At 64.7% G+C, this 19,363-nt stretch carries 22 protein-coding genes and 2 tRNA genes; 11 read left to right on the top strand and 13 right to left on the bottom strand.

Annotated features, from left to right (window positions below):
* Positions 1 to 22: 22 nt before the first annotated feature.
* Positions 23 to 112: transfer RNA gene (locus CLM60_RS09280), tRNA-Ser, on the bottom strand.
* 189 nt (positions 113 to 301) lie between these two features.
* Between CLM60_RS09280 and CLM60_RS09275 the strand changes: the two genes are divergently transcribed.
* Genes CLM60_RS09275 through CLM60_RS09245 form a run of 7 tightly spaced genes read left to right on the top strand, consistent with a single transcriptional unit; the run spans position 302 to position 6,703 of the window.
* A complete protein-coding gene (locus CLM60_RS09275) occupies positions 302 to 1,222 on the top strand; it encodes an SPOR domain-containing protein (protein WP_095588882.1) in 921 nt (306 codons plus the stop codon).
* Positions 1,223 to 1,245: 23 nt separating this feature from the next.
* Positions 1,246 to 2,418 (top strand): D-alanyl-D-alanine carboxypeptidase family protein, encoded by a 1,173-nt coding sequence (locus CLM60_RS09270; protein WP_095588881.1) that lies wholly within the window; start codon positions 1,246 to 1,248, stop codon positions 2,416 to 2,418.
* The gene (tmk, locus tag CLM60_RS09265; protein WP_095588880.1) at positions 2,418 to 3,032 is read left to right on the top strand and encodes a dTMP kinase; all 615 of its coding nucleotides are present in this window, start codon (positions 2,418 to 2,420) and stop codon (positions 3,030 to 3,032) included. Before CLM60_RS09270 ends, tmk begins: the two co-directional genes overlap by 1 nt.
* Positions 3,029 to 4,171: a DNA polymerase III subunit delta' gene (locus tag CLM60_RS09260; protein WP_095588879.1), complete on the top strand. Its 1,143-nt coding sequence runs from the start codon at positions 3,029 to 3,031 to the stop codon at positions 4,169 to 4,171. Before tmk ends, CLM60_RS09260 begins: the two co-directional genes overlap by 4 nt.
* Positions 4,168 to 4,977, top strand: a complete 810-nt coding sequence (locus CLM60_RS09255) for a TatD family hydrolase (protein WP_095588878.1) — start codon at positions 4,168 to 4,170, stop codon at positions 4,975 to 4,977. Before CLM60_RS09260 ends, CLM60_RS09255 begins: the two co-directional genes overlap by 4 nt.
* Positions 4,974 to 5,774: an MBL fold metallo-hydrolase gene (locus tag CLM60_RS09250; protein ID WP_095588877.1), complete on the top strand. Its 801-nt coding sequence runs from the start codon at positions 4,974 to 4,976 to the stop codon at positions 5,772 to 5,774. The genes CLM60_RS09255 and CLM60_RS09250 overlap by 4 nt, the downstream gene beginning before the upstream one ends.
* Positions 5,774 to 6,703 (top strand): AEC family transporter, encoded by a 930-nt coding sequence (locus CLM60_RS09245; RefSeq protein ID WP_095588876.1) that lies wholly within the window; start codon positions 5,774 to 5,776, stop codon positions 6,701 to 6,703. Before CLM60_RS09250 ends, CLM60_RS09245 begins: the two co-directional genes overlap by 1 nt.
* Here the strand turns inward: CLM60_RS09245 and CLM60_RS09240 are convergent, their stop codons facing one another.
* The 6 genes from CLM60_RS09240 to CLM60_RS09215 all read right to left on the bottom strand — a co-directional run bounded on the left by CLM60_RS09240 (position 6,704) and on the right by CLM60_RS09215 (position 12,159).
* On the bottom strand, positions 6,704 to 7,615 hold the full coding sequence (locus tag CLM60_RS09240; RefSeq protein WP_095588875.1) for an ABC transporter permease: 912 nt from the start codon (positions 7,613 to 7,615) through the stop codon (positions 6,704 to 6,706).
* 5 nt (positions 7,616 to 7,620) lie between these two features.
* The gene (locus CLM60_RS09235) at positions 7,621 to 8,928 is read right to left on the bottom strand and encodes an ABC transporter permease (protein WP_095588874.1); all 1,308 of its coding nucleotides are present in this window, start codon (positions 8,926 to 8,928) and stop codon (positions 7,621 to 7,623) included.
* 90 nt (positions 8,929 to 9,018) lie between these two features.
* Positions 9,019 to 10,095, bottom strand: coding sequence for an ABC transporter substrate-binding protein (locus CLM60_RS09230; RefSeq protein WP_095588873.1), 1,077 nt, complete (start codon positions 10,093 to 10,095; stop codon positions 9,019 to 9,021).
* Between the two features lie 73 nt (positions 10,096 to 10,168).
* A complete protein-coding gene (locus CLM60_RS09225) occupies positions 10,169 to 11,260 on the bottom strand; it encodes an ABC transporter ATP-binding protein (RefSeq protein ID WP_095588872.1) in 1,092 nt (363 codons plus the stop codon).
* A gap of 204 nt (positions 11,261 to 11,464) precedes the next feature.
* A tRNA-Leu gene (locus CLM60_RS09220) sits at positions 11,465 to 11,550 on the bottom strand.
* A 63-nt stretch (positions 11,551 to 11,613) separates the two neighbouring features.
* On the bottom strand, positions 11,614 to 12,159 hold the full coding sequence (locus tag CLM60_RS09215; RefSeq protein ID WP_095589317.1) for a tetratricopeptide repeat protein: 546 nt from the start codon (positions 12,157 to 12,159) through the stop codon (positions 11,614 to 11,616).
* Between the two features lie 188 nt (positions 12,160 to 12,347).
* Here CLM60_RS09215 and CLM60_RS09210 point away from each other — a divergent pair, with 188 nt between their 5' ends.
* Positions 12,348 to 13,085 (top strand): rhomboid family intramembrane serine protease, encoded by a 738-nt coding sequence (locus CLM60_RS09210; protein ID WP_095588871.1) that lies wholly within the window; start codon positions 12,348 to 12,350, stop codon positions 13,083 to 13,085.
* Positions 13,082 to 13,450: a GFA family protein gene (locus CLM60_RS09205; RefSeq protein WP_095588870.1), complete on the top strand. Its 369-nt coding sequence runs from the start codon at positions 13,082 to 13,084 to the stop codon at positions 13,448 to 13,450. Before CLM60_RS09210 ends, CLM60_RS09205 begins: the two co-directional genes overlap by 4 nt.
* Here CLM60_RS09205 and CLM60_RS09200 read toward each other — a convergent pair.
* Complete coding sequence (locus CLM60_RS09200) at positions 13,447 to 14,235, bottom strand: inositol monophosphatase family protein (protein ID WP_095588869.1); 789 nt, start codon at positions 14,233 to 14,235, stop codon at positions 13,447 to 13,449. The genes CLM60_RS09205 and CLM60_RS09200 overlap by 4 nt on opposite strands.
* Before the next feature lie 240 nt (positions 14,236 to 14,475).
* Between CLM60_RS09200 and CLM60_RS09195 the strand changes: the two genes are divergently transcribed.
* Positions 14,476 to 15,201, top strand: a complete 726-nt coding sequence (locus CLM60_RS09195) for an NYN domain-containing protein (protein ID WP_095588868.1) — start codon at positions 14,476 to 14,478, stop codon at positions 15,199 to 15,201.
* On the opposite strand, the gene CLM60_RS09190 is transcribed toward CLM60_RS09195, so the two are convergent.
* Positions 15,198 to 16,103, bottom strand: coding sequence for a LysR family transcriptional regulator (locus tag CLM60_RS09190; protein ID WP_095589316.1), 906 nt, complete (start codon positions 16,101 to 16,103; stop codon positions 15,198 to 15,200). The two genes, CLM60_RS09195 and CLM60_RS09190, sit on opposite strands and share 4 nt — an antisense overlap.
* Positions 16,104 to 16,203: 100 nt before the next feature.
* Between CLM60_RS09190 and metF the strand changes: the two genes are divergently transcribed.
* Positions 16,204 to 17,073, top strand: a complete 870-nt coding sequence (gene metF / locus CLM60_RS09185) for a methylenetetrahydrofolate reductase [NAD(P)H] (RefSeq protein ID WP_095588867.1) — start codon at positions 16,204 to 16,206, stop codon at positions 17,071 to 17,073.
* Here the strand turns inward: metF and CLM60_RS09180 are convergent.
* From CLM60_RS09180 to CLM60_RS09165, 4 genes are read right to left on the bottom strand one after another with little or no spacing between them, the layout of a single operon-like run.
* Entirely contained in the window at positions 17,070 to 17,933 is an 864-nt protein-coding gene (locus CLM60_RS09180) for a carbon-nitrogen hydrolase family protein (RefSeq protein WP_095588866.1), read from the bottom strand. The two genes, metF and CLM60_RS09180, sit on opposite strands and share 4 nt — an antisense overlap.
* The gene (locus CLM60_RS09175; protein WP_095588865.1) at positions 17,930 to 18,517 is read right to left on the bottom strand and encodes a GNAT family N-acetyltransferase; all 588 of its coding nucleotides are present in this window, start codon (positions 18,515 to 18,517) and stop codon (positions 17,930 to 17,932) included. The genes CLM60_RS09180 and CLM60_RS09175 overlap by 4 nt, the downstream gene beginning before the upstream one ends.
* Positions 18,514 to 18,912, bottom strand: coding sequence for a ketosteroid isomerase-related protein (locus tag CLM60_RS09170; protein ID WP_095588864.1), 399 nt, complete (start codon positions 18,910 to 18,912; stop codon positions 18,514 to 18,516). The genes CLM60_RS09175 and CLM60_RS09170 overlap by 4 nt, the downstream gene beginning before the upstream one ends.
* Complete coding sequence (locus tag CLM60_RS09165) at positions 18,909 to 19,313, bottom strand: arsenate-mycothiol transferase ArsC (protein ID WP_425427225.1); 405 nt, start codon at positions 19,311 to 19,313, stop codon at positions 18,909 to 18,911. The genes CLM60_RS09170 and CLM60_RS09165 overlap by 4 nt, the downstream gene beginning before the upstream one ends.
* Between the last annotated feature and the right edge of the window lie 50 nt (positions 19,314 to 19,363).

Here is a 19,363-nt window from a genome sequence, read left to right as displayed (position 1 = left end):
CGCCGTCCTGTCGGACAGCGTGTGGCGGAGGAGGTGGGATTCGAACCCACGGTACGCTTTCACGCACGCCGGTTTTCAAGACCGGTGCATTCGACCACTCTGCCACTCCTCCGGGTCGGGCGGGCCGGGACATCGAATACAGCCATCCCGGGGCGCTTGCCAGCCGAATTTTGCCTCTTGCGGTGCAGCGACCTTTCCATGAAAGACAGGCGCCGCTATCATGCGCGCGAAACCCCGGCAAACGGGGTCAAATCGGGCAGACACTGCCGCTGCGGACAGGCCGGGCGGCAAAGGGGGCACAATGGCACGAACTGCGATCGCGGGCTGGACGCTGGCAGCGGGAATGACGCTTGCGCTGAGCGGGTGCGAGGACATCCAGAATTCCAAGTTCTTCCAGAAGAAACCGGCCGCCGACACGGCCGAAGCCGCAGCTGGCACCACCGGGTCGGGCAAGACCCGCGATGTCGAGGCGCCCGAGGTCTTTGAGGCCTCGGAAGCCGGGCTGTGGGACGGGCGGCCGTCGCTGGGCGGCGTCTGGGTGGCGCATCCCGACGTGACCGACCCCGAACGGGTGATCATCCGCAACGAAAGCAACGGAAAGACCGTCATCGGTGCGCTGTTCCGGCGCGAGCGGCAGAACCCCGGCCCCAAGCTGCAGGTGTCGTCGGACGCCGCATCGGCCCTGGAATTGCTGGCCGGCGCGCCCACCGACCTTTATGTGGTGGCGCTGCGGACCGAGGAAATCCCCGCCGCGCCGGTCATCTCTCCCGAAGAGGTCGCCGACGACGCCCCCACCGAAGAGCTGGCCGCCCCGAGCGAGATCGAAACTGCGACGCTGGATCCCATCGCCTCGGCCGCCGCGGCCATCGATGCCGCGGAAGAGGACACGTCCGAACCGGTGATCACCCCCGCCGAGGACAGCCCCGCCCCGGCAATCGCGGCCGCCGATATCCCCGACCTGACACGCCAGACGCTGACGGTATCGCCACTGGAGAAACCCTTTATCCAGATCGGGATCTTCAGCGTCGAGGACAACGCCAACAGCACCGCGCAAGCGCTGCGCGATGACGGCATGAGCGCCTCTGTCCTGTCGCAGAAAAGCCAGGGCAAGGAATTCTGGCGCGTGGTGGTCGGCCCTGCCAACAGCACCGGCGAGCGCAGCAGCCTTCAGGACAAGGTGCGCAAGCTGGGATATGAAGACGCCTATTTCGTCACCAACTGACGACCCACAAACCGGAGCGACCGATGCGACCACGTCTTGTGAGCTATCTTTTCATTGCCCTGTCGCTGGCGGCCCTTTGGGGCGGCGCGGCGCGCGCGGCCTTTGAAACCCGTGCCACGGCGGCCTATGTCGTCGACCACGCCACCGGCACGGTCCTGTTCAGCAAGAACGCCGAAACGCCGATGCCGCCGGCGTCGATGTCTAAGCTGATGACGCTGAACATGCTGTTCGAGGCGCTGCAGGACGGCCGGGTCAGCATGGGCACGCAATTCGCCGTTTCGTCCAAGGCACGCCAGATGGGCGGGTCGACCATGTTCCTGAACGAACGCGACCGCCCGACGGTGGAACAGCTGATCCAGGGCATCATCGTGCAATCGGGCAACGATGCCTGTGTCGTGGTGGCCGAAGGGCTGGCCGGGACCGAGGATGCCTTTGCCCGGCTGATGAACGAACGCGCCCGTGCGCTGGGGATGGAAAATTCCACCTTCGCCAATGCCAGCGGCTGGCCCAACCCAAACCAGCGCATGTCGATGCAGGATCTGGGCATCCTGGCCCGGCGGCTGATTTCCGAGTTTCCGGAATATTACGGCTATTTCGGGCAGGAAGAATATGAATTCGACGGCCGCGCGCCGCAGAACCGGTTCAACCGCAACCCGCTGCTGAAGCTGGGGATCGGCGCGGACGGGCTGAAAACCGGCCACACCTCCGAGGCGGGCTATGGTCTGGTCGGGTCCGCCGTGCAGGGCACCCGCCGCGTGGTTTTCGTGATCAGCGGCCTGAACACCGAGGCCGAGCGCGCCGAAGAGGCCGAGCGCGTGGTCAACTGGGCCTTCCGCCAGTTCGTCGAGAAGACCGTGGCCGAGAAAGGCACGCGCCTGGCCGAGGCCCCCGTCTGGATGGGCGAGACACAGCGCGTGGGCCTGGTGGCGCCCGATGACATGGTGTTGCTGGTGCCCGCCACCCAGCGTGACGCGATCGAGGCGCAGATCGTCTATGACGGCCCGATCGAGGCCCCCATCGAAGAGGGCCAGCAGATCGGCGAGCTGGTGGTAAACCTGCCCGACATGGAAGAACGCCGCCTGCCGCTGGTGGCGGACAAATCCGTGCCGCGCGGCGGCTTCGTGCCGCGTCTGCGCACCGCGGCACAGGTCCTGTTCCGCGACTATGTGTCGACCGAAGGTTTCAACCTGTTCTGATGGGCGCGCCCGGACGGTTCATCACATTCGAGGGCATCGACGGGTCGGGTAAATCCACCCAGGCCCGTCTGCTGGCCGAGCATCTGCGCGCGGGCGGTAGCCCCGTGGTGCTGACCCGCGAGCCCGGCGGCTCGCCCGGGGCCGAAGAGATCCGCAAGCTGGTGCTGGAAGGCGACCCCGACAAATGGTCGGCGGAAACCGAGATCCTGCTCTTTACCGCCGCGCGGCGGGACCATCTGGAAAAGACGATCCAACCCGCGCTCGACGCCGGTCAGACGGTGATCTGCGACCGGTTCGCCGATTCAACGCGGCTTTATCAGGGGATCACGCGCGGCGATCTGCGCGGGCTGGTCGATCAGTTGCACAGCCTGATGATCGGGCGCGAACCCGACCTGACCGTGATCATCGACATGGACCCGGCCAAGGGGCTGGCCCGCGCCAAGGGCCGCCAGGGGACCGAGGAACGGTTCGAGGATTTCGGGCTGGAGCTGCAACAGAAAATGCGCGCGGGCTTCCTGGCGCTCGCGCGCGAATTCCCCGACCGCTGCCGCGTCATCGACGGTGACCGCCCCATGGACAGTGTCGCCGCCGATGTGGCAAGCCTTTTGGCATGACCGACACCCCCGCCCCCGAAGCCGACCGCGTCGACGGCGCGCCGCACCCGCGCGAGACCGCGCAGCTGTTCGGCCAGCACGCGGCGGAACAGGCGTTTCTTGACGCATTCGCCACCGGCAGGCTGCATCACGGCTGGCTGATCACCGGCCCGCGCGGGGTGGGCAAGGCGACGCTGGCCTGGCGGATCGCGCGGTTTCTGCTGACCCAGCCCATGACGCAGGACGCTGGGCTTTTCGGCGACGCCCCCCCTGCCCCGACATCGCTGGATATCTCGCCCGATCACCCGGTCGCGCACCGCATGGCGGCGCTGTCGGAACCTGGCCTGTTCCTGCTGCGCCGCGCGGTGGACGACAAGAAAGGCACCCTGAAAACGGTGATCACCGTGGACGAGGTGCGCAAGCTGAAAAACTTCTTCGCCCTCTCGGCTGCCGAAGGCGGACGGCGCGTGGTGATCGTGGACAGCGCCGACGAGATGAACGTGAACGCCGCCAACGCGATCCTGAAACTGCTGGAAGAGCCGCCCGAGAATGCCGTGATCCTGATGGTGGCGCATCAGCCCGCACGGCTGTTGCCGACGATCCGGTCCCGCTGTCGCGAGCTGCGCTGCGCCCCGTTGCGTCCCGATGACATGACCGCCGCGCTGGATCAGGCCGGGATCGATGCGGGCGACAGCGCCGCGCTGGCCGCCCTGTCCGGCGGATCGGTGGGCGAGGCGATCCGGCTGACCAATCTGGACGGGCTGGCGGCCTATGCCGATCTGGTGGGGCTTCTGTTCGGCCTGCCGCGGCTGGACCGGCCCCGCGCGCTGAAACTGGCCGACAGCGCCACCGGCAAGACGCACGAGGCGCGGTTCGACCTGCTGCTGCGCCTGTTCGACCTGTTCCTGACCCGGCTGGCCCGCACCGGCGTGGCCGGACCGCCCACGCCCGAAGCCGCCCCGGGAGAGGCTGAATTGATGGCACGGCTCTGCCCAAATGCCCACGCCGCACGCTTCTGGGCCGAGGCCGCACAGACCCTGGGCGCCCGTGCACGCCATGGGCGGTCGGTCAACCTTGACCCCGCTTCGCTGATCCTTGATACGGTTCACAGGATTGACCAAACGGCGGCGCGGCTCTTGGCGCCACAGACAGGCGCATGACCCAGCACCCACAGATCACCGACAGCCACTGTCACCTTGATTTTCCCGATTTGGCCGACGAACTGCCACAGGTCATCGACCGCGCGGTCCAGGCGGGCGTGACGCGCATGGTCACGATCTGCACCAAGCTGCGGCTGGAGCCGCAGGTGCGCGCCATCGCCGAAGCCTTTCAACCGGTCTTCTATGCCGCTGGCACCCACCCGATGAGCGCCGCTGACGAGCCGATGGCCACGGTGGACGAGTTGGTGGCCCTGGCGCGGCATCCGAAATTCGTGGGCATCGGGGAAACCGGCCTCGATTACCACTATACCGCCGACAGCGCGCAGGTGCAGAAGGACAGCCTGCGCATCCATATCGCGGCGGCGCGGGACACCGGCCTGCCGCTGATCATCCACGCGCGCGCCGCCGATGACGACATGGCGCGCATCCTGGCCGAGGAATACCGCAACGGCGCCTACGCTTGCGTGATGCATTGCTTTTCGTCGAGCGCCGAACTGGCGAAAGCCGCGCTGGATCTGGGGTTCTATCTGTCGATGTCGGGCATCGCGGCATTCCCCAAAAGCCAGGAGCTGCGCGAGATTTTCGCCGCCGCCCCGGTCGACCGGATTCTGGTGGAAACCGACGCGCCCTATCTGGCGCCGCCGCCCCATCGCGGCAAGCGCAACGAGCCCGGCTATACCGCCCACACCGCCAAGGTAGGCGCCGAGGTATTCGGGATGGAATACGCCGATTTCGCCGCCGAGACACAGGCCAATTTCGACCGGCTGTTTACCAAGGCCGCAACCTGGGCGCAGGCGGCACAATGACGGGCACGCGCTTTACCATTCTGGGCTGCGGATCGTCGGGCGGCGTGCCCCGGCTGGGCGGGCATTGGGGCGATTGCGACCCCGACGAGCCGCGCAACAGCCGCACCCGCTGTTCGCTGCTGGTTGAGCGCACCGCGCCCTCGGGCGGGGTCACGCGGGTGCTGATCGACACCTCGCCCGATCTGCGCCAGCAATTGCTGCGCGCGGGCGTGGGCACGCTGGATGCGGTGGTCTATACCCATTCGCACGCCGATCACGTGCACGGGTTGGACGACCTGCGCCAGATCGTCTTCAACATGCGCGCCCGCCTGCCGGTCTGGGCCGATGGCAACACCCAGAACGACCTGCTGTCACGCTTCGGCTATGCCTTCATCCAGCCCGACGGCTCGCCCTATCCCCCGATCCTGGAGATGCACACGATCGACGGCGACGTGGTGATCGACGGCGCGGGCGGCCCCGTCACGCTGCGCCCGTTCCGGGTCAATCACGGCTCCATCGATGCGCTGGGGTTCCGGGTGGGCGATGTGGCGTACCTGCCCGATGTGGCCGAGATGTATGAGGGCAGCTGGGGCGTGCTCGAAGGCCTCGATTGCCTGATCATCGACGCGCTGCGCCGCACCCCGCATCCGACGCATTTCAACCTGGATCAGGCGCTGGCGGCCATCGACCGGCTGGCGCCGAAACGCGCGGTGCTGACCAACATGCATATCGACCTGGACTATGCCACGGTCGCCGCCGAAACACCCGACCATATCGTGCCCGCCCATGACGGGCTGACCATCGACGCGAGGGGCTGATGCAGGCGCTTCTGGATGTCATTCTGCCGGTCTTCCTGGTGCTGGGGGCCGGCTATGTCGCCGTGTGGCGCGGGCTGTTTTCGGATGCGGGCGTCGACGGGCTGATGGTCTTCACCCAAAAATTCGCCATACCCGCGCTGCTGTTCCGGGCGATCTCGTCGCTGGACCTGTCGCAGAATTTCGACCTGTCGCTGCTGGTCAGCTTTTATACCGGCGCGGTGACCGGGTTTGCCGCCGGGCTGCTGGGCGCGCGGTTCCTGTTTGGCCGCCCCTGGCAGGACAGCGTGGCCATCGGCTTCATCGGGCTCTTCTCGAACTCGCTTCTGCTGGGGCTGCCGATCACCGAACGGGCCTATGGCGCCGACGCGCTGACCGCCAATTTCGCCATCATCGCGATCCATTCGCCGCTGTGCTATGGCATCGGCATCACCGCGATGGAGATCGTGCGCAGCCAGGGCAGCGGCGGGCTGCAGACCGTCAAATCCATCCTGAAGGCGATGTTTTCCAACGCGCTGGTGGTGGGGATCGCGCTGGGGTTCACGGTGAACCTGACCGGTCTGCCGCTGCCCGGTGTGCTGACCGATGCGATCGACCTGATCACCCGCGCCGCCCTGCCCGCGGCGCTGTTCGGGCTGGGCGGGGTGCTTTACCGCTATCGCCCCGAGGGTGACATGAAGACCGTGCTTTACATCTGTGCGGTGTCGCTGATCCTGCACCCGTCGATCACCTTCGGCATGGCCAAGCTGAACGGGCTGTCGCTGGACCAGCTGCGCTCGGCCGTGGTGACGGCGGCGATGGCGCCGGGGGTCAACACCTATATCTTTGCCAACATGTACGGGGTGGCCAAGCGGGTCGCGGCATCGGCCGTGCTGGTGGGCACGGCCGGGTCCATTGTGACGGTGTGGCTATGGCTGGCGCTGCTGCCGTGATCAGCCGGGGCTGAGCCCGCGCAGACGCTCCGACCGGCGCCGCAGCAGCTCGACCGTGGTCAGCAGTGCAATCGACACCAGAACCAGGATCGTTGCCACCGACAGGATCGCCGGGCTGATCTGTTCGCGAATGCCGTTCCACATCTGGCGCGGGATTGTCTGCTGGTCATGGGCGGCCACGAACAGCACCACCACGACCTCGTCAAAGCTGGTGACAAAGGCAAAGAGCGCGCCCGAGATCACGCCGGGCAGGATGAGCGGCATGATGATCTTGAAAAACGTGGTCGTCGGATTGGCCCCCAGGCTGGCCGCCGCGCGGGTCAGCGAATGGTCGAACCCCACCAGCGTCGCCGTCACCGTGATGATCACGAACGGGATGCCCAGCGTCGCATGCGCCATGATGATCCCGATATAGGTGTTGGCCAGACCGGTCATGGAATAGAAGAAGAAAAGCCCGGTCGCGGTGATGATGATCGGCACGATCATGGGCGAGATCAGCACCGCCATGATCGCCCGCCGGAACGGCATTTCCGGACGGCTCAGACCCAGCGCCGCCAGCGTGCCCAGCACCGTGGCCAGCAGGGTCGAGAAGAAGCCGATGATGACCGAGTTCTTGGCCGCGTTCACCCATTGCGCATTGGCCCAGACATCGGCCCACCAGCTGCTGTCGCGCGGCGCGTCGGGCGCGGCCATGCCAAAGGTCAGCAGCAGATCGTACCAGCGGGTCGAATACCCCTCGGGGTCGAGGTTCAGCATCTTCTCGGTGAAGGTGAAGTAGGGCTCGGCGTTGAAGCTCAGCGGGATCACGATCAGGATCGGCGCGATCAGGAACAGGAAGATCAGCGCGCAGATCGCCAGATAGGTGTAATGCCAGATGCGTTCCAGCGTGGATGCGTGTTTGGGCAGCGCCATGTTCCTTACCCCAGCTTCAGATTGTCGATGCCCACCAGCTGGTCATACAGCCAGTAGAGGATCAGGATACCGCCCAGCAGGATCGCGGCCAGTGCGGCGGCCAGCGACCAGTTCAGCGATTTGGTCATGTGATAGGCGATGAAATTCGAAATCAGCTGACCATCGGCGCCCCCCACCAAAGCGGGAGTAATATAATAGCCCACGGCGAGGATGAACACCAGCAGCGCCCCAGCCCCGATCCCCGGCACCGTCTGCGGGAAATAGATCCGGCGGAAGGCGGTCCAGCTTGTCGCGCCCAGCGATCGGGCTGCACGCACATAGGATTTGTCGATCGGTCGCATCACCGAATAGAGTGGCAGCACCATGAAGGGCAGCAGGATATGCGTCATCGCGATGATCGTGCCGGCCTGATTGTACATCATCTGAATCCGGTTCTCGTCGGCCAGGATGCCCGTCGCCACCATCGCGTCGTTCAGCACCCCTTCGCTTTGCAGCAACACGATCCAACTGGTCGTCCGCACCAGAAGCGAAGTCCAGAACGGCAGCAGCACGAAGATCATCAGCAGGTTGGAATAGCGCAGCGGCAGCGTCGCCAGCAGATGCGCAATGGGAAAGGCCAGGACGAAGCACAGCACGGTGATCAACAGCGACAGGAACAGCGTGCGCAGGAACAGTTTGACATAGACCTGCCGCACCTCGTCCACCGCCACCACATTGCCCCCCGCATCGCGGGTCTTGTCGATCGCCGCCAGATAGAAATTCAGCGTATAGGCCGAAGACGCGCCGCGCATCACCTGCCACAGCGCAGGATCACCCCAATCCTCGTCCAGATCCAGGATCGCCTCGGTATAGGGCGGTTCCAGCTTCTTGGCATTCCGCGCCGCCTTGGTGAACAAGGATCGTGAACCGGCCCGTTCATAGTTGATCCGCGTCCCGACATTGCCTGCAGCTTTCAGATCGCGCAAAACCAGCAGGTCAGCGGCCAGCGCGGCATAGGCGGTCTCGTCCGGGGCGGCATCGGCATTGTCATCGAACCACTGGCGCAGGTTCACCATGATCGGGGTTTTGGCGCCCGAGGCGATGTCGTGATGTTCGGTGAAGCCGGGATTGTGCACCGACCGGTGAAGCATCTGGCCGATGGGCGCCACAAAGGTCAACAGGACAAAGGCCAGCAACGGAAGAACCAGGAAAAAAGCCCGGCGTCTGGCGCGGGCCTGTGCCGCGGCAAGTGCGGCTTTCAACGGACGCCCGTCGGCGGTGGTCAGACTGTCCGTTTGCGTTGTGATGTCGCTGAAAACTGCCGCGTCGCTCATTCGGAGCCCTCTGGTCTTGGGAATTCAGCCCGGGATATCCGGGGTCGAAAATCGGGCCCGGCGCATGACGCGCCGGGCCCGTTATTTGCATCAGTTGGCGAGCCAAGCGTTGAAACGCTCGTTCAGCTCGGCGTCATAATCGACCCAGAACTCGAAGTCGTTTTGAACCGCATTGGCAAGATGCTCTTCAGTGGTAGGCATGTGAACCTTCATATCGATAGAGGGGTCACTGTGGAAGCTGCCAACCTTTTCAATCGAAGACTTGCGCGCAGGGCCGTAGGGTATCCAGCTGGCCTGATTTGCAAGTTGCTCGGTCGCGGTCGAGAACTTGATAAACTCCATGGCTTCGTCTTTGTTCGGTGCGCCTTTGGGGACAACAAACAAGTCTAGATCATAGATCTGACCGTCCCAAAGCAGGCCAAACGGTTTGCCCTCTTCTGCAATCGCATTGAAGATCCGACCGTTCCAGACCACAGTCATGGTCACTTCTCCGTCAGCCAACAGCTGCGGCGGCTGCGCACCGGCTTCCCACCAGATGACCTCATCCTTGATGCTGTCCAGCTTGGCAAATGCCCGATCAACACCTTCATCGGTCGCGAGCACCTCATAAACCTCTGCGGCTGGAACCCCATCACCCATCAACGCCATTTCCAGCGTTGTTTTGGCCGCTTTGCGCATCCCGCGTTTTCCAGGATATTTCTCAAGATCGAAAAAATCAGCGATGGATGTCGGCTCGGTGCCGCCCAGCTTGTCTTTGTCATAGCCAATCAGCGTGGTCCAAACGATATTGGCCACGGCGCAATCATGCAAAGACCCGTCGATGAAATCCTCTGTCGCAGGCGTCCCATCAGGGGCCGCCGTCAGCAGTGTGGTATCAATCTCTTCCAGCAGGCCTTCGTCACACAGGCGGATCGCATCTGACAGCTCTACGTCGGCCACATCGACCGAAACGTTGCCAGCTTCGACCTGGGCCTTGATCGGCGTCGCGGGGTTGTCCGCGTCGACCGAATTCACGGTGATCCCGGTCTCGGCGGTGAAGGGTTTGTGATACGCTTCAACCTGCGATTTGGTATAGGCGCCCCCCCAGGACATCACCGTCACCTCGGCCGCCGAAGCGGTGAAGGCCAGACCGGTCAATGCCGTCGTCAGAACCAGAGTTTTCTTCATAAGTCGTCTCCCATGTTGCGACATACTTAACGTTTTGCGGGGCGCGTCCCTGCGCGCCCGCTTGAGTGGGATGTCACGCCGCGTCCAGCGCGCGCGCATCCTCGGCCAGCCAGGACACACGGGTGGTTTCGCCCACCGTCAGATGTGAATGTCCGGCCGCATTGGGGACCTTGACGATGAACTCGTCATTGCCGTGCACGTTCAGACGGCAGCGGATGTGGTCGCCAAGATAGATCAGCTCCTTGACCTGCGCTTCGGTCGTGTTCGGGCCATCGGCCGCGGCGACGCTCACGCGTTCGGGCCGCACCGAAATCAGCGTCGGGCTGCCCACGGCGCCGCAATTGACCGCCAGCGCGGTGCAGCTTGCGCCATTGTCCAGTTCGACCGTGGCGATGTCGCCATCCAGCGCCTTGACCTTGCCCGACAACTTGTTGTTTTCACCGATGAATTGCGCAACGAAGCTGTTCATCGGCTGCTCGTACAGGGCCGATGGCGGCGCCAGTTGCTGGATCCGGCCGTCGTCGAACACAGCGACCCGGTCGGACATGGTCAGCGCCTCGGACTGGTCATGGGTTACATAGACCACGGTGATGCCCAGGCTTTCGTGCAGGTGCTTGATCTCGTATTGCATATGCTCGCGCAGCTGCTTGTCCAGCGCGCCCAGCGGTTCGTCCATCAGCACCAGCGCCGGGTCGAAGACCAGCGCCCGCGCCAGCGCGATCCGCTGCTGCTGCCCACCCGACAATTGCGCCGGACGGCGGCCACCGAAATCGCCCATCTGGACCATGTCCAGCGCGCGCTTGACCTTGTCCTCGCGCTCGGACTTGCCCCAGCCGCGCACTTCCAGCGGAAAGGCCAGGTTCTCGGCCACGCTCATATGCGGGAACAGCGCATAGTTCTGGAAGACCATGCCGATCCCGCGCTTGTGCGGCGGGATGTTGTTGATCGGGTTGCCGTCCAGCAGGATCTCGCCATGCGTTGCGGTCTCGAACCCCGCCAGCATCATCAGACAGGTCGTCTTGCCCGACCCCGACGGCCCCAGCATTGTCAGAAATTCGCCCTTGCCAATCGAAAGGTTCAGGTCTTTGACGACGAGCGTTTCCCCGTCATAGCTCTTTTGGACGTGGTCGAAGACCACGAAATCTTGCTCGGACACGGCGGTCACGAATTACTCCCCTGTTGTCCCACCCTTCCCGGATGGATGTACCGATCATCGTCGGCTTTCATGAACGGTACCACTGTTTGAAGTGGTTGCAATGGTCAAAGTTTCCATCGCGGCACCGGCGGCAGAAAACATATTCGATTAATTTTGTCGCAGAATTCGCGGCAGACTTGGTCGAATGCGACGAATTTAGGCGACTTTCCGGTATGGTACGGGCGGTGGGACTCGAACCCACACGGGCATACGCCCTTCGGATTTTAAGTCCGATATGTCTACCATTCCATCACGCCCGCCCAAGCCGATTGGGCCGGAACCAGTCCTAGCGCGACGGGGCGCGGCGCACAACAGGCGCCGTGTCAGGTGGCCTGGCCTGCCAGCTCCTGCAGGAAGATTCGCTCGGGCAGCCAGGGGTTCAGCGCCAGCGCCGATTTCAGCGCGGTTGCGGCCTCGGGCGTGCGGCCAAGCTGCATCAGGACCATCGCCTGCCCGGTGCGGGCGGCGAAATGTTCCGGCGACAGGCGCACGGCGCGGTTCAGGTCCGGCAGCGCGCGGGTCGGGTCGCCCTCGATCACCGACACGAAAGCGCGCTGATTATAGCCTTCGGCGTAATCCGGGCAATACGCGATCAGCGCATCGAACGCCTTGCGCGCGCCGCTCAGGTCATACATCGCGCGCCGTTCGATTCCCGTGTTCAGCAGCTCTTGCGCGTGGTCGTCGGGGGCGGTGGCCCAGATCTCCCACATGCGGTTGGTCAGATGCAGCGCGCTGAGCGAATCAGAGGCCGACCGGATCTCGTCCAGCAGCTCGGCCTGCCGAGGGTTCTTTTCAAGGGGTACGGGACAGTCACTCGCCCATGCGGACGGCGCACCCGCCATCATCAGAAGGAATATGAAATGTCGCATGTCCCGATAATGCCGCATCGCAGCAATATCGCGCAGATATTACGCCGCGCCGCAGCATAAACGCGCCCGATCAGCCGGCTTGATGACCCACAAACGCGGCATCTGCTTAAAACACAGGCAACGTCATTCCCGAAACGCCCCGCGGAATGGCCGCTTGACCTGTTCCGCCAGACCGCTAGCGTGGCGCCATGTTTCCGATCCGCGACCATAACCCGTCCCAACGCACGCCCTATGTCACCTATGCGCTGATCGCAGTGAATGTACTGGTGTTCCTGTCCTATTGGCCGCTGTTTTCCGAACCCGCGCGGCTGAACCAGTTCTTTGCCAATTGGGCGCTGGTCCCGGCGGCGGTGTCGAATGGCGGCGGCTTTCAGGGCTTCCTGACCTCGATGTTCCTGCATGGCGGGCTGATGCATCTGGGCGGCAACATGCTTTTCCTGTGGATCTTCGGCGACAACCTGGAAGACGAGCTGGGCCATGTGCCCTATCTGGGCTTCTATCTGGCCTGCGGGTTTGCCGCCGCGTTCCTGCAATATGCCGCCGATACCGGCTCGCGCGTGCCGATGGTGGGGGCTTCGGGCGCGATCGCGGGGGTGATGGGGGGCTATATGCTGCTGTTTCCCAAGGCGCGGGTGGATGTGCTGTTCATCTTCATCATCATCTTCCGCATCTTTCCGATCCCCGCCTGGATCATGCTGGGGCTTTGGTTCGCGCTGCAGCTCTTCGGCGGGATCGGCAGCGCCGCGCAAGAGGGCGGTGTCGCCTATTGGGCCCATGCGGGCGGATTCCTGGCGGGGCTTGCACTGATGGCACCGGTCTGGCTGCGCCGCGGCGGGCCGCGCTATTGGAACCGCACCCACGGCCACCCGCCCCACCCCGAGGCACGGTATCAGCGCAGCTCGATCCCCGTGGTGCGGCGCAAATGAAGAAACGCCTGACCTGTCATTGCGGTGCCGTCGAGCTGGAGGTCGATATCACCGACGATCTGGCCAGCGCCCGGCGCTGCGACTGTTCGTTCTGCCGGCGGCGCGGGGCGATGGCGGCCTCGGTCGCGCTGGACGGGCTGCGGATCGTGAAGGGGGCGGAGAACCTGACGCTCTACCAGTTCGGGACCGGCACGGCGCGGCATTTCTTCTGCAAGACCTGCGGGATCTATACCCACCACCAACGGCGGTCGAACCCGAACGAATACGGTGTGAATGTGGGCGGGATCGACGGTGTGAACCCGCGCGATCTGGATCCGGTGCCCTGGGCCGACGGGGTCAACCACCCCAGCGACCGCAGCACCTAGCGGTCGCGGATCGTGCGCACGAATTCATTGAAGATCGCGTCATTGGCCACGATCACATCGCCATCTTCCAGCGGCTTGTGCCCCTCGCGCACGGCATCGACCAACCCGCCCGCTTCCTTGACGATGATCAGCCCCGCGGCGATGTCCCAGGCGTTCACCTCGCGCTCCCAATAGCCGTCATAGCGGCCCGCCGCGACATAGGCCATGTCCAGCGCCGCCGCGCCCCAACGCCGCACACCCGCGCATTTCGGCAGCAGACGGCTGAAATCATGCAACGTCGCCGGCAGGGTCTTCTTGGCCGCGAACGGCACCCCGGTGGCAAAGATGGATTCGATCATCCGGTGCCGCCCCGAAACCCGAATGCGGGTGTCGTTCATCCACGCGCCCGCGCCCTTTTCGGCAAAGAACATCTCGTCCTTGGCGGCGTCGAAAACCACACCGGCCACGATCTCGCCCTTCTGCTCCAGCGCGATCGAGATCGCCCAATGCGGCAGCCCGTGCAGGAAATTGGTGGTCCCGTCCAGCGGATCGACGATCCAGCGCCGGGTCGGGTCGGCCCCGTCCTGGCCGCCGGTTTCCTCGCCCAGCCAGCCGTAATTGGGCCGCGCGCCCAGCAGCTCTTCCTTCAGGATGTTTTCCGCCGCGACATCCGCGCGCGACACGAAATCGCCCGCCGCCTTTACCGACACCTGCAGGTTCTCGACCTCGCGGAAATCCTTCACGAGGCTGCGACCGGCCTTGCGGGCGGCCTTGAGCATGATGTTGAGATTGGCGCTGCCGATCATAGCGGTCTCCTTGAGTCAGGTCGCGCGTATACGCCGGGCGGGGTGGGTTGCCAAGGGGGAAGCGCGGGTTTGCGCGCGGGCAAGGGCCTTCATCCGCCCGGCTGCGCCAGAAAAGCACCATCCGGCACAGCCCGTCGCGCGTGCAGAACGCGCAGCCCAAGACGCCCTCAAACCGACACATTCATTTACCAGAAACGGGCAAACGCGCTTTGAAACTGAAATGACTTTTGAGGTTCGACCATGACCGAACGGCTCGCCGTTCTTGTGGATGGCGATAATATCAGCGCCAGCCACGCCGACCGCATTCTGAAAACCGCTGAACAGAACGGCCGCGCCGATGTCGCGCGCGTTTATCTGAATGCACAGGTCAATTCCGGCTGGCTGACCGCGCCGGGCTATCGCGTGATGCATGCGGGGGTTGGCAAGAACGCAGCCGATGTCCTGTTGTCCATTGACGCGATCGAGCTGGCGGTGGCCGGCGAAGTCACCGATTTCGTGATCGCCACCTCGGACGGGGATTTCACCCATCTGGCGCTGCGGTTGCGCGAATGGGGCGCCCAGGTCACCGGGCTGGGCGAGGCCAAGGCGCCCGACAATTTCCGCGCCGCCTGCTCCCGGTTTGTCGAGGTCACGGCGCCAGCCTGCCGGGTTGAGGTTTCGGTCAACCAGAGCCTTGCCGCCCGGCAAGCGGCCAATGACCCCACGGTCAACGACGCCCTGCCATGCGTAAGCGAACTGGACCTGAAGATCCGCACCATCATCGCCATCGGCAGCAAAGCCGGGAAGGGCATCAGAATAAGCGAGTTGGCACCGCAGATGCACCAACAACACGGGGTGAAGATCAGCAAATTGCCGGAACGCACCTGGCGCGCCTATCTCTCGAAGCGACCGGCGCTATATGCGCTTGAACCGCGCGGCCCAGAGGCCAAAGTCCGCTTTCTGCCCGAAGGCTTTGCCGACGCCTAATCCCGCTGCAACTTGACCGGCACCGTGCGGGCCAGGCGGATGAAATGCGCCATGTATGGCTTGGCGGCGTCCTCGTCTCGTGTGGCGGCGTACATGCGGCGGGTCAGACCGGTTTCGGTGATCGGGCGGACGGCATAGTCGGGGTTGTCGGCCACGTCGCGCACCACCCAATCGGGCAGCACCGTGACCCCCCGGTTCGAGCCCACCAGCATCAGGATCACCGCCGTCAGTTCGACCCCCCGCATCGCACGCGGTTCGACCCGTTCGGGCGTCAGCAGCTCCTTGAAGATATCCAGCTTGGCGCGTTCCACCGGATAGTGAAACAGCATCTGGTCGGCGAAATCCTCGGCCACCACGAAATCCTTTTGCGCCAACGGGTTACGCGAGGATGCTACGAAAACCGGGGCGTAGTCGAAAAGCGGCGCGAACTGCACCCCCTCGACCGGTTCGGGGTCGGACGAGATCACCAGATCGACCTCCTCGCGGGCCAGCGCGGGCAGCGCGTCGAAGGACAGGCCGGGGCGGATATCGACATCGACCTCGGGCCAGGAATGGCGAAACGCCTCGAGCACGGGCAGCAGCCAGTCATAGCAGGCATGGCATTCCAGCGTGATGTGCAGCCGACCCGATTTGCCCGCGTGCAGGGCGTGGAATTCCTCCTCGGTCGCGGCGACCTCGGGCAGGACCTTGTTGGCCAGCCGCAACAGCCGCTGCCCCGCCGCCGACAGCTTCAGCGGTTTCGAGCGGCGCACGAACAGCTCCATCCCCACCTGATCCTCCAGCGCCTTGACCTGATGGCTGAGCGCCGATTGCGTCATGTGCAACTGGTCGGCCGCGCGGGCCAACCCGCCGGCATCGTGGATCGCGCGGACCGTCCGCAGGTGCTTCAGCTCGATATACATATGCGCCGATTTCATATTCTTCTTGAGAACTATGAATTTGTTTCACATAGCCCCGCATGCGACAAGGGGGAAACCACGAAACCTGACCCGGATTGCCACCATGACCGCCGCGCCCCGCATCTCTTTCGAGTTCTTTCCGCCGCAATCGCTCGATGCCTCGTTCCGGCTGTGGGACACGGTGCAGACGCTGGCGCCGCTGAATCCGGGCTTTGTGTCCGTCACCTATGGCGCGGGCGGCACGACCCGGGCGCTGACCCACGAGGCGGTCGAAACCATCCACCGCCATTACGGGCTGAACGTGGCGGCGCATCTGACCTGCGTCAACGCCTCGCGCGCGGAAACGCTGGAGATCGCCGATGCCTATGCCAAGGCGGGCGTGACCGAGATCGTGGCGCTGCGCGGCGACCCGCCCAAGGGCCAGGGCGCGTTTTCCGCGCATCCCGAGGGGTTCGCCAATGCCTGTGAGCTGATCGAGGCGCTGGCCGAAACGGGGCAGTTCCACCTGCGCGTTGGCGCCTATCCCGACCCGCACCCCGAAGCCGCCGACAGCACTGCCGATGTCGATTGGCTGAAGCGCAAGGTCGAAGCCGGCGCGGGCTCGGCCATCACCCAGTTCTTCTTCGAGGCCGAGACCTTCTTCCGCTTCCGCGACCGCTGCGAAAAGGCCGGGATCGACGTGCCGATCATCCCCGGCATCCTGCCCATTGAAAACTGGAAGGGCGTGCGCAAATTCGCCCAGCGCTGCGGCACCCATGTGCCCGCGTGGATCGACGAGGCCTTCGCCACCGCCGAACGCGACGGGCGGGCCGATCTGCTGGCCACCGCGCTGGCGACCGAGCTGTGCACCGAGCTGCTGGAAGGCGGGGTCGAGGACCTGCATTTCTATACGCTGAACAAGCCGCATCTGAGCCGCGACATCTGTCACGCGCTGGGGGTGCAGCCGAAAGCGACGCTGGAAAAGGTCGCTTAACCGCGCAGCACGGTCATCGGGCGCGCGGGCGTGCGGGCCTGTTCGTCCCAATGGTCGGGGATCGAAACCGCCGCGGCCGCGCGCTTGGCGGCCAGCCCCGCCAGATCCACATCGGCAAAGGTCCATCCGGGCGCGTCCATCGCGCCCTGCGCCACGATCCCGTCATCGGGAAACCCGGTGTCGGGCGGCGCATAGACGCCCGCCAACCCCCTGTTTTCATCCAGGAAATCGCAGTCCGGCGTTGCGCCCACGGTGGACGCCAGGACGGTATGGCATTGCCGCTCCAACGCGCGGGCCTGCGCGCCGATCCGCACCCGCGCCGCGCCCGTGGCCGCATCGGTGCAGGACGGGAACAACCACAGATCCGCCGCCAGATCGCGCCCCAGCAACGGGAATTCGCAATCATAGCAGATGGCCACGCCGATGCGCCCCAGATCGGTGTCGAACACCGTCTGCCCGTCGCCCGCGACCAACGCGGTATGGGCGCGCTCCCACTTGGTCAGGATCTGCTTGTCCTGATAGCCCGCCTGCCCGTTCGGCGCGAAGAACGGCGCGCGGTTGACGAAGCCGCGCGGGGTTTCCGCCGGGGCGCTGCCCCCCAGAATATGCACGCCATGCTGCTGGGCCAGCCCGGCCCACAGGTCCCACGCATCCCCGCGCGCGCCCTCGCACGCAGCCAGCCAATCGGGCGGCGCGGCGGGCGGGCCGATCAACGCAGCTTCCATCCCCGCATATTCGGGGAAAACCAACAGATCGGCGCCCTGCCCGGCGGCCTCGACGACCCAATCCGTGACCTTGGCGGCATAATCGGCCCAGCTGTCATGCCATTCGACGGGATAGGCGGCGGCGGCGATTTTCATAGCGGCTTGATCCAGAATTGCAGCGGGTGATCGGTCTCGCCAGTTTGGTCGATATCCTTCCACCGGAAATGCGCGATCACGCCCTCCAGCTTGCGATAGCCGCGCTTCTGCCAGAACGCGTCCAGCGGGCGATAGTGTGCGGGCCGCAGCGGGTGGCCGTCGGGCCGCACCACGCCGCAGAACGCGGCAAAACGGCAGCCCAGCGCGCGGCCCTGCCCCTCGCGCGCGTCGAAAAACGCGTGCCCCGCGCCCTGACCGCGATAATCGGGCATGAGCACGCTTTCGGCGCAATAGAAGATCTGGTCCAGCGGGTAATCGGTTCCGGCAAAGGCGGCGGCGAAATCCTCGTCATGGTCCTTCATGCGCGTGCCGGTCGCCATGCCCACGATCCGGTCGCCATCGAACGCCGCCACAAGGATCGCATCGGCACTGTCGCGATAGGTTTCCAGATAGCGCCGCTCGTACTCCAGATCGCCATCGTAAAGGTAGGGCCAGTCGCGGAAAACGGCGATGCGCAGCCGCGCCAGATCGTCCAGCGCCGCGGCGATATCCGCGCCCGTCAGCGTGCGGAACGTCAGGCTCATCCCGAGACCTGGCGCATCCAGTCGGCCAGATTGTAATAGGTGGTGACGCGGGTGATCTTGTCGCCCTTCAGGTCGAAAAACGACCCCGCTGGCAGGCGATAGGTCTGCCCCTTGGCCGCCGGCAACCCATCGTCGGTTTCCAGATAGGTGCCGTTCACCACATATTCCGCCGCCGCTCGGGTGCCGTCATGGGTGGTGAAGATCACCATGTCGGTCAGGTTCTCGCGGTAACAGCGGCTCATATGCGCGCAGAATTCGGCGAACAGCGCCTTGCCGGTCCGGATCTGCCCCTCGTTCACGTGGTGGGCCACGTCATCGGACAGTTCGGCCAGCATGGCGTCGGTGTCGCCCGCGTTGAAGGCGGCGAAATAGCGTTCGATCACATCGCGATTCATGGGGTCTGTACCTCGGTCGGGGGGCCGAACCGGTCGATCAGGCCCGCGCGCAGCTGATCGCGGGTCTGGCGGAAAGCGTTTAGTTTGGTCTCGCGGGTTTCACCCAGCCCCGTGGGGTCCAGGATCGGCCAGTATTCGACATCCAGGTGAAACAGCCGGGTCAGTTCCAGCGCCTGTCGCTGGCTGGCCGGGGTCAGGGCGATCACCAGATCGAAGCTCGACAGGTCGTCGCCCCATTCCTGCATCTCGTTGAAGGACCGCGACCGGTGCCGGTGCAGGTCGATGCCGATCTCCTTGCAGACGGCAATGGCGAAGCCGTCGATCTCCAGGTCGTTATGCACGCCCACCGATTGCACATAGGCGCGCTGACCATAGAGCTTTTTCATCAGCCCCTCGGCCATGGGAGAGCGGACCGCGTTGTGATCGCAGCAAAACAGAACCGAAGACGGTA

The organism is Actibacterium ureilyticum (genome assembly GCF_002285435.1).
GTDB lineage: Bacteria > Pseudomonadota > Alphaproteobacteria > Rhodobacterales > Rhodobacteraceae > Actibacterium_C > Actibacterium_C ureilyticum.
Note: the sequence above shows the minus strand (reverse complement) of the source record. Positions and strands in the feature narration are given on the sequence as shown.

Excerpts from the sequence above, each read along its gene's own strand:
- CLM60_RS09200 (WP_095588869.1), bottom strand. The coding sequence starts at position 14,235 with ATGATCGGCAGCGCCAATCTCAACATCATGCTCAAGGCCGCCCGCAAG.
- CLM60_RS09235 (WP_095588874.1), bottom strand. The coding sequence starts at position 8,928 with ATGAGCGACGCGGCAGTTTTCAGCGACATCACAACGCAAACGGACAGT.
- CLM60_RS09240 (WP_095588875.1), bottom strand. The coding sequence starts at position 7,615 with ATGGCGCTGCCCAAACACGCATCCACGCTGGAACGCATCTGGCATTAC.
- CLM60_RS09170 (WP_095588864.1), bottom strand. The coding sequence starts at position 18,912 with ATGAATCGCGATGTGATCGAACGCTATTTCGCCGCCTTCAACGCGGGC.
- CLM60_RS09195 (WP_095588868.1), top strand. The coding sequence starts at position 14,476 with ATGACCGAACGGCTCGCCGTTCTTGTGGATGGCGATAATATCAGCGCC.
- CLM60_RS09190 (WP_095589316.1), bottom strand. The coding sequence starts at position 16,103 with ATGTATATCGAGCTGAAGCACCTGCGGACGGTCCGCGCGATCCACGAT.
- CLM60_RS09215 (WP_095589317.1), bottom strand. The coding sequence starts at position 12,159 with ATGCGACATTTCATATTCCTTCTGATGATGGCGGGTGCGCCGTCCGCA.
- CLM60_RS09230 (WP_095588873.1), bottom strand. The coding sequence starts at position 10,095 with ATGAAGAAAACTCTGGTTCTGACGACGGCATTGACCGGTCTGGCCTTC.
- CLM60_RS09180 (WP_095588866.1), bottom strand. The coding sequence starts at position 17,933 with ATGAAAATCGCCGCCGCCGCCTATCCCGTCGAATGGCATGACAGCTGG.
- CLM60_RS09250 (WP_095588877.1), top strand. The coding sequence starts at position 4,974 with ATGACGGGCACGCGCTTTACCATTCTGGGCTGCGGATCGTCGGGCGGC.
- CLM60_RS09175 (WP_095588865.1), bottom strand. The coding sequence starts at position 18,517 with ATGAGCCTGACGTTCCGCACGCTGACGGGCGCGGATATCGCCGCGGCG.
- CLM60_RS09165 (WP_425427225.1), bottom strand. The coding sequence starts at position 19,313 with ATGGCCGAGGGGCTGATGAAAAAGCTCTATGGTCAGCGCGCCTATGTG.
- metF (WP_095588867.1), top strand. The coding sequence starts at position 16,204 with ATGACCGCCGCGCCCCGCATCTCTTTCGAGTTCTTTCCGCCGCAATCG.
- CLM60_RS09270 (WP_095588881.1), top strand. The coding sequence starts at position 1,246 with ATGCGACCACGTCTTGTGAGCTATCTTTTCATTGCCCTGTCGCTGGCG.
- CLM60_RS09255 (WP_095588878.1), top strand. The coding sequence starts at position 4,168 with ATGACCCAGCACCCACAGATCACCGACAGCCACTGTCACCTTGATTTT.
- CLM60_RS09275 (WP_095588882.1), top strand. The coding sequence starts at position 302 with ATGGCACGAACTGCGATCGCGGGCTGGACGCTGGCAGCGGGAATGACG.
- tmk (WP_095588880.1), top strand. The coding sequence starts at position 2,418 with ATGGGCGCGCCCGGACGGTTCATCACATTCGAGGGCATCGACGGGTCG.
- CLM60_RS09205 (WP_095588870.1), top strand. The coding sequence starts at position 13,082 with ATGAAGAAACGCCTGACCTGTCATTGCGGTGCCGTCGAGCTGGAGGTC.
- CLM60_RS09245 (WP_095588876.1), top strand. The coding sequence starts at position 5,774 with ATGCAGGCGCTTCTGGATGTCATTCTGCCGGTCTTCCTGGTGCTGGGG.
- CLM60_RS09210 (WP_095588871.1), top strand. The coding sequence starts at position 12,348 with ATGTTTCCGATCCGCGACCATAACCCGTCCCAACGCACGCCCTATGTC.
- CLM60_RS09260 (WP_095588879.1), top strand. The coding sequence starts at position 3,029 with ATGACCGACACCCCCGCCCCCGAAGCCGACCGCGTCGACGGCGCGCCG.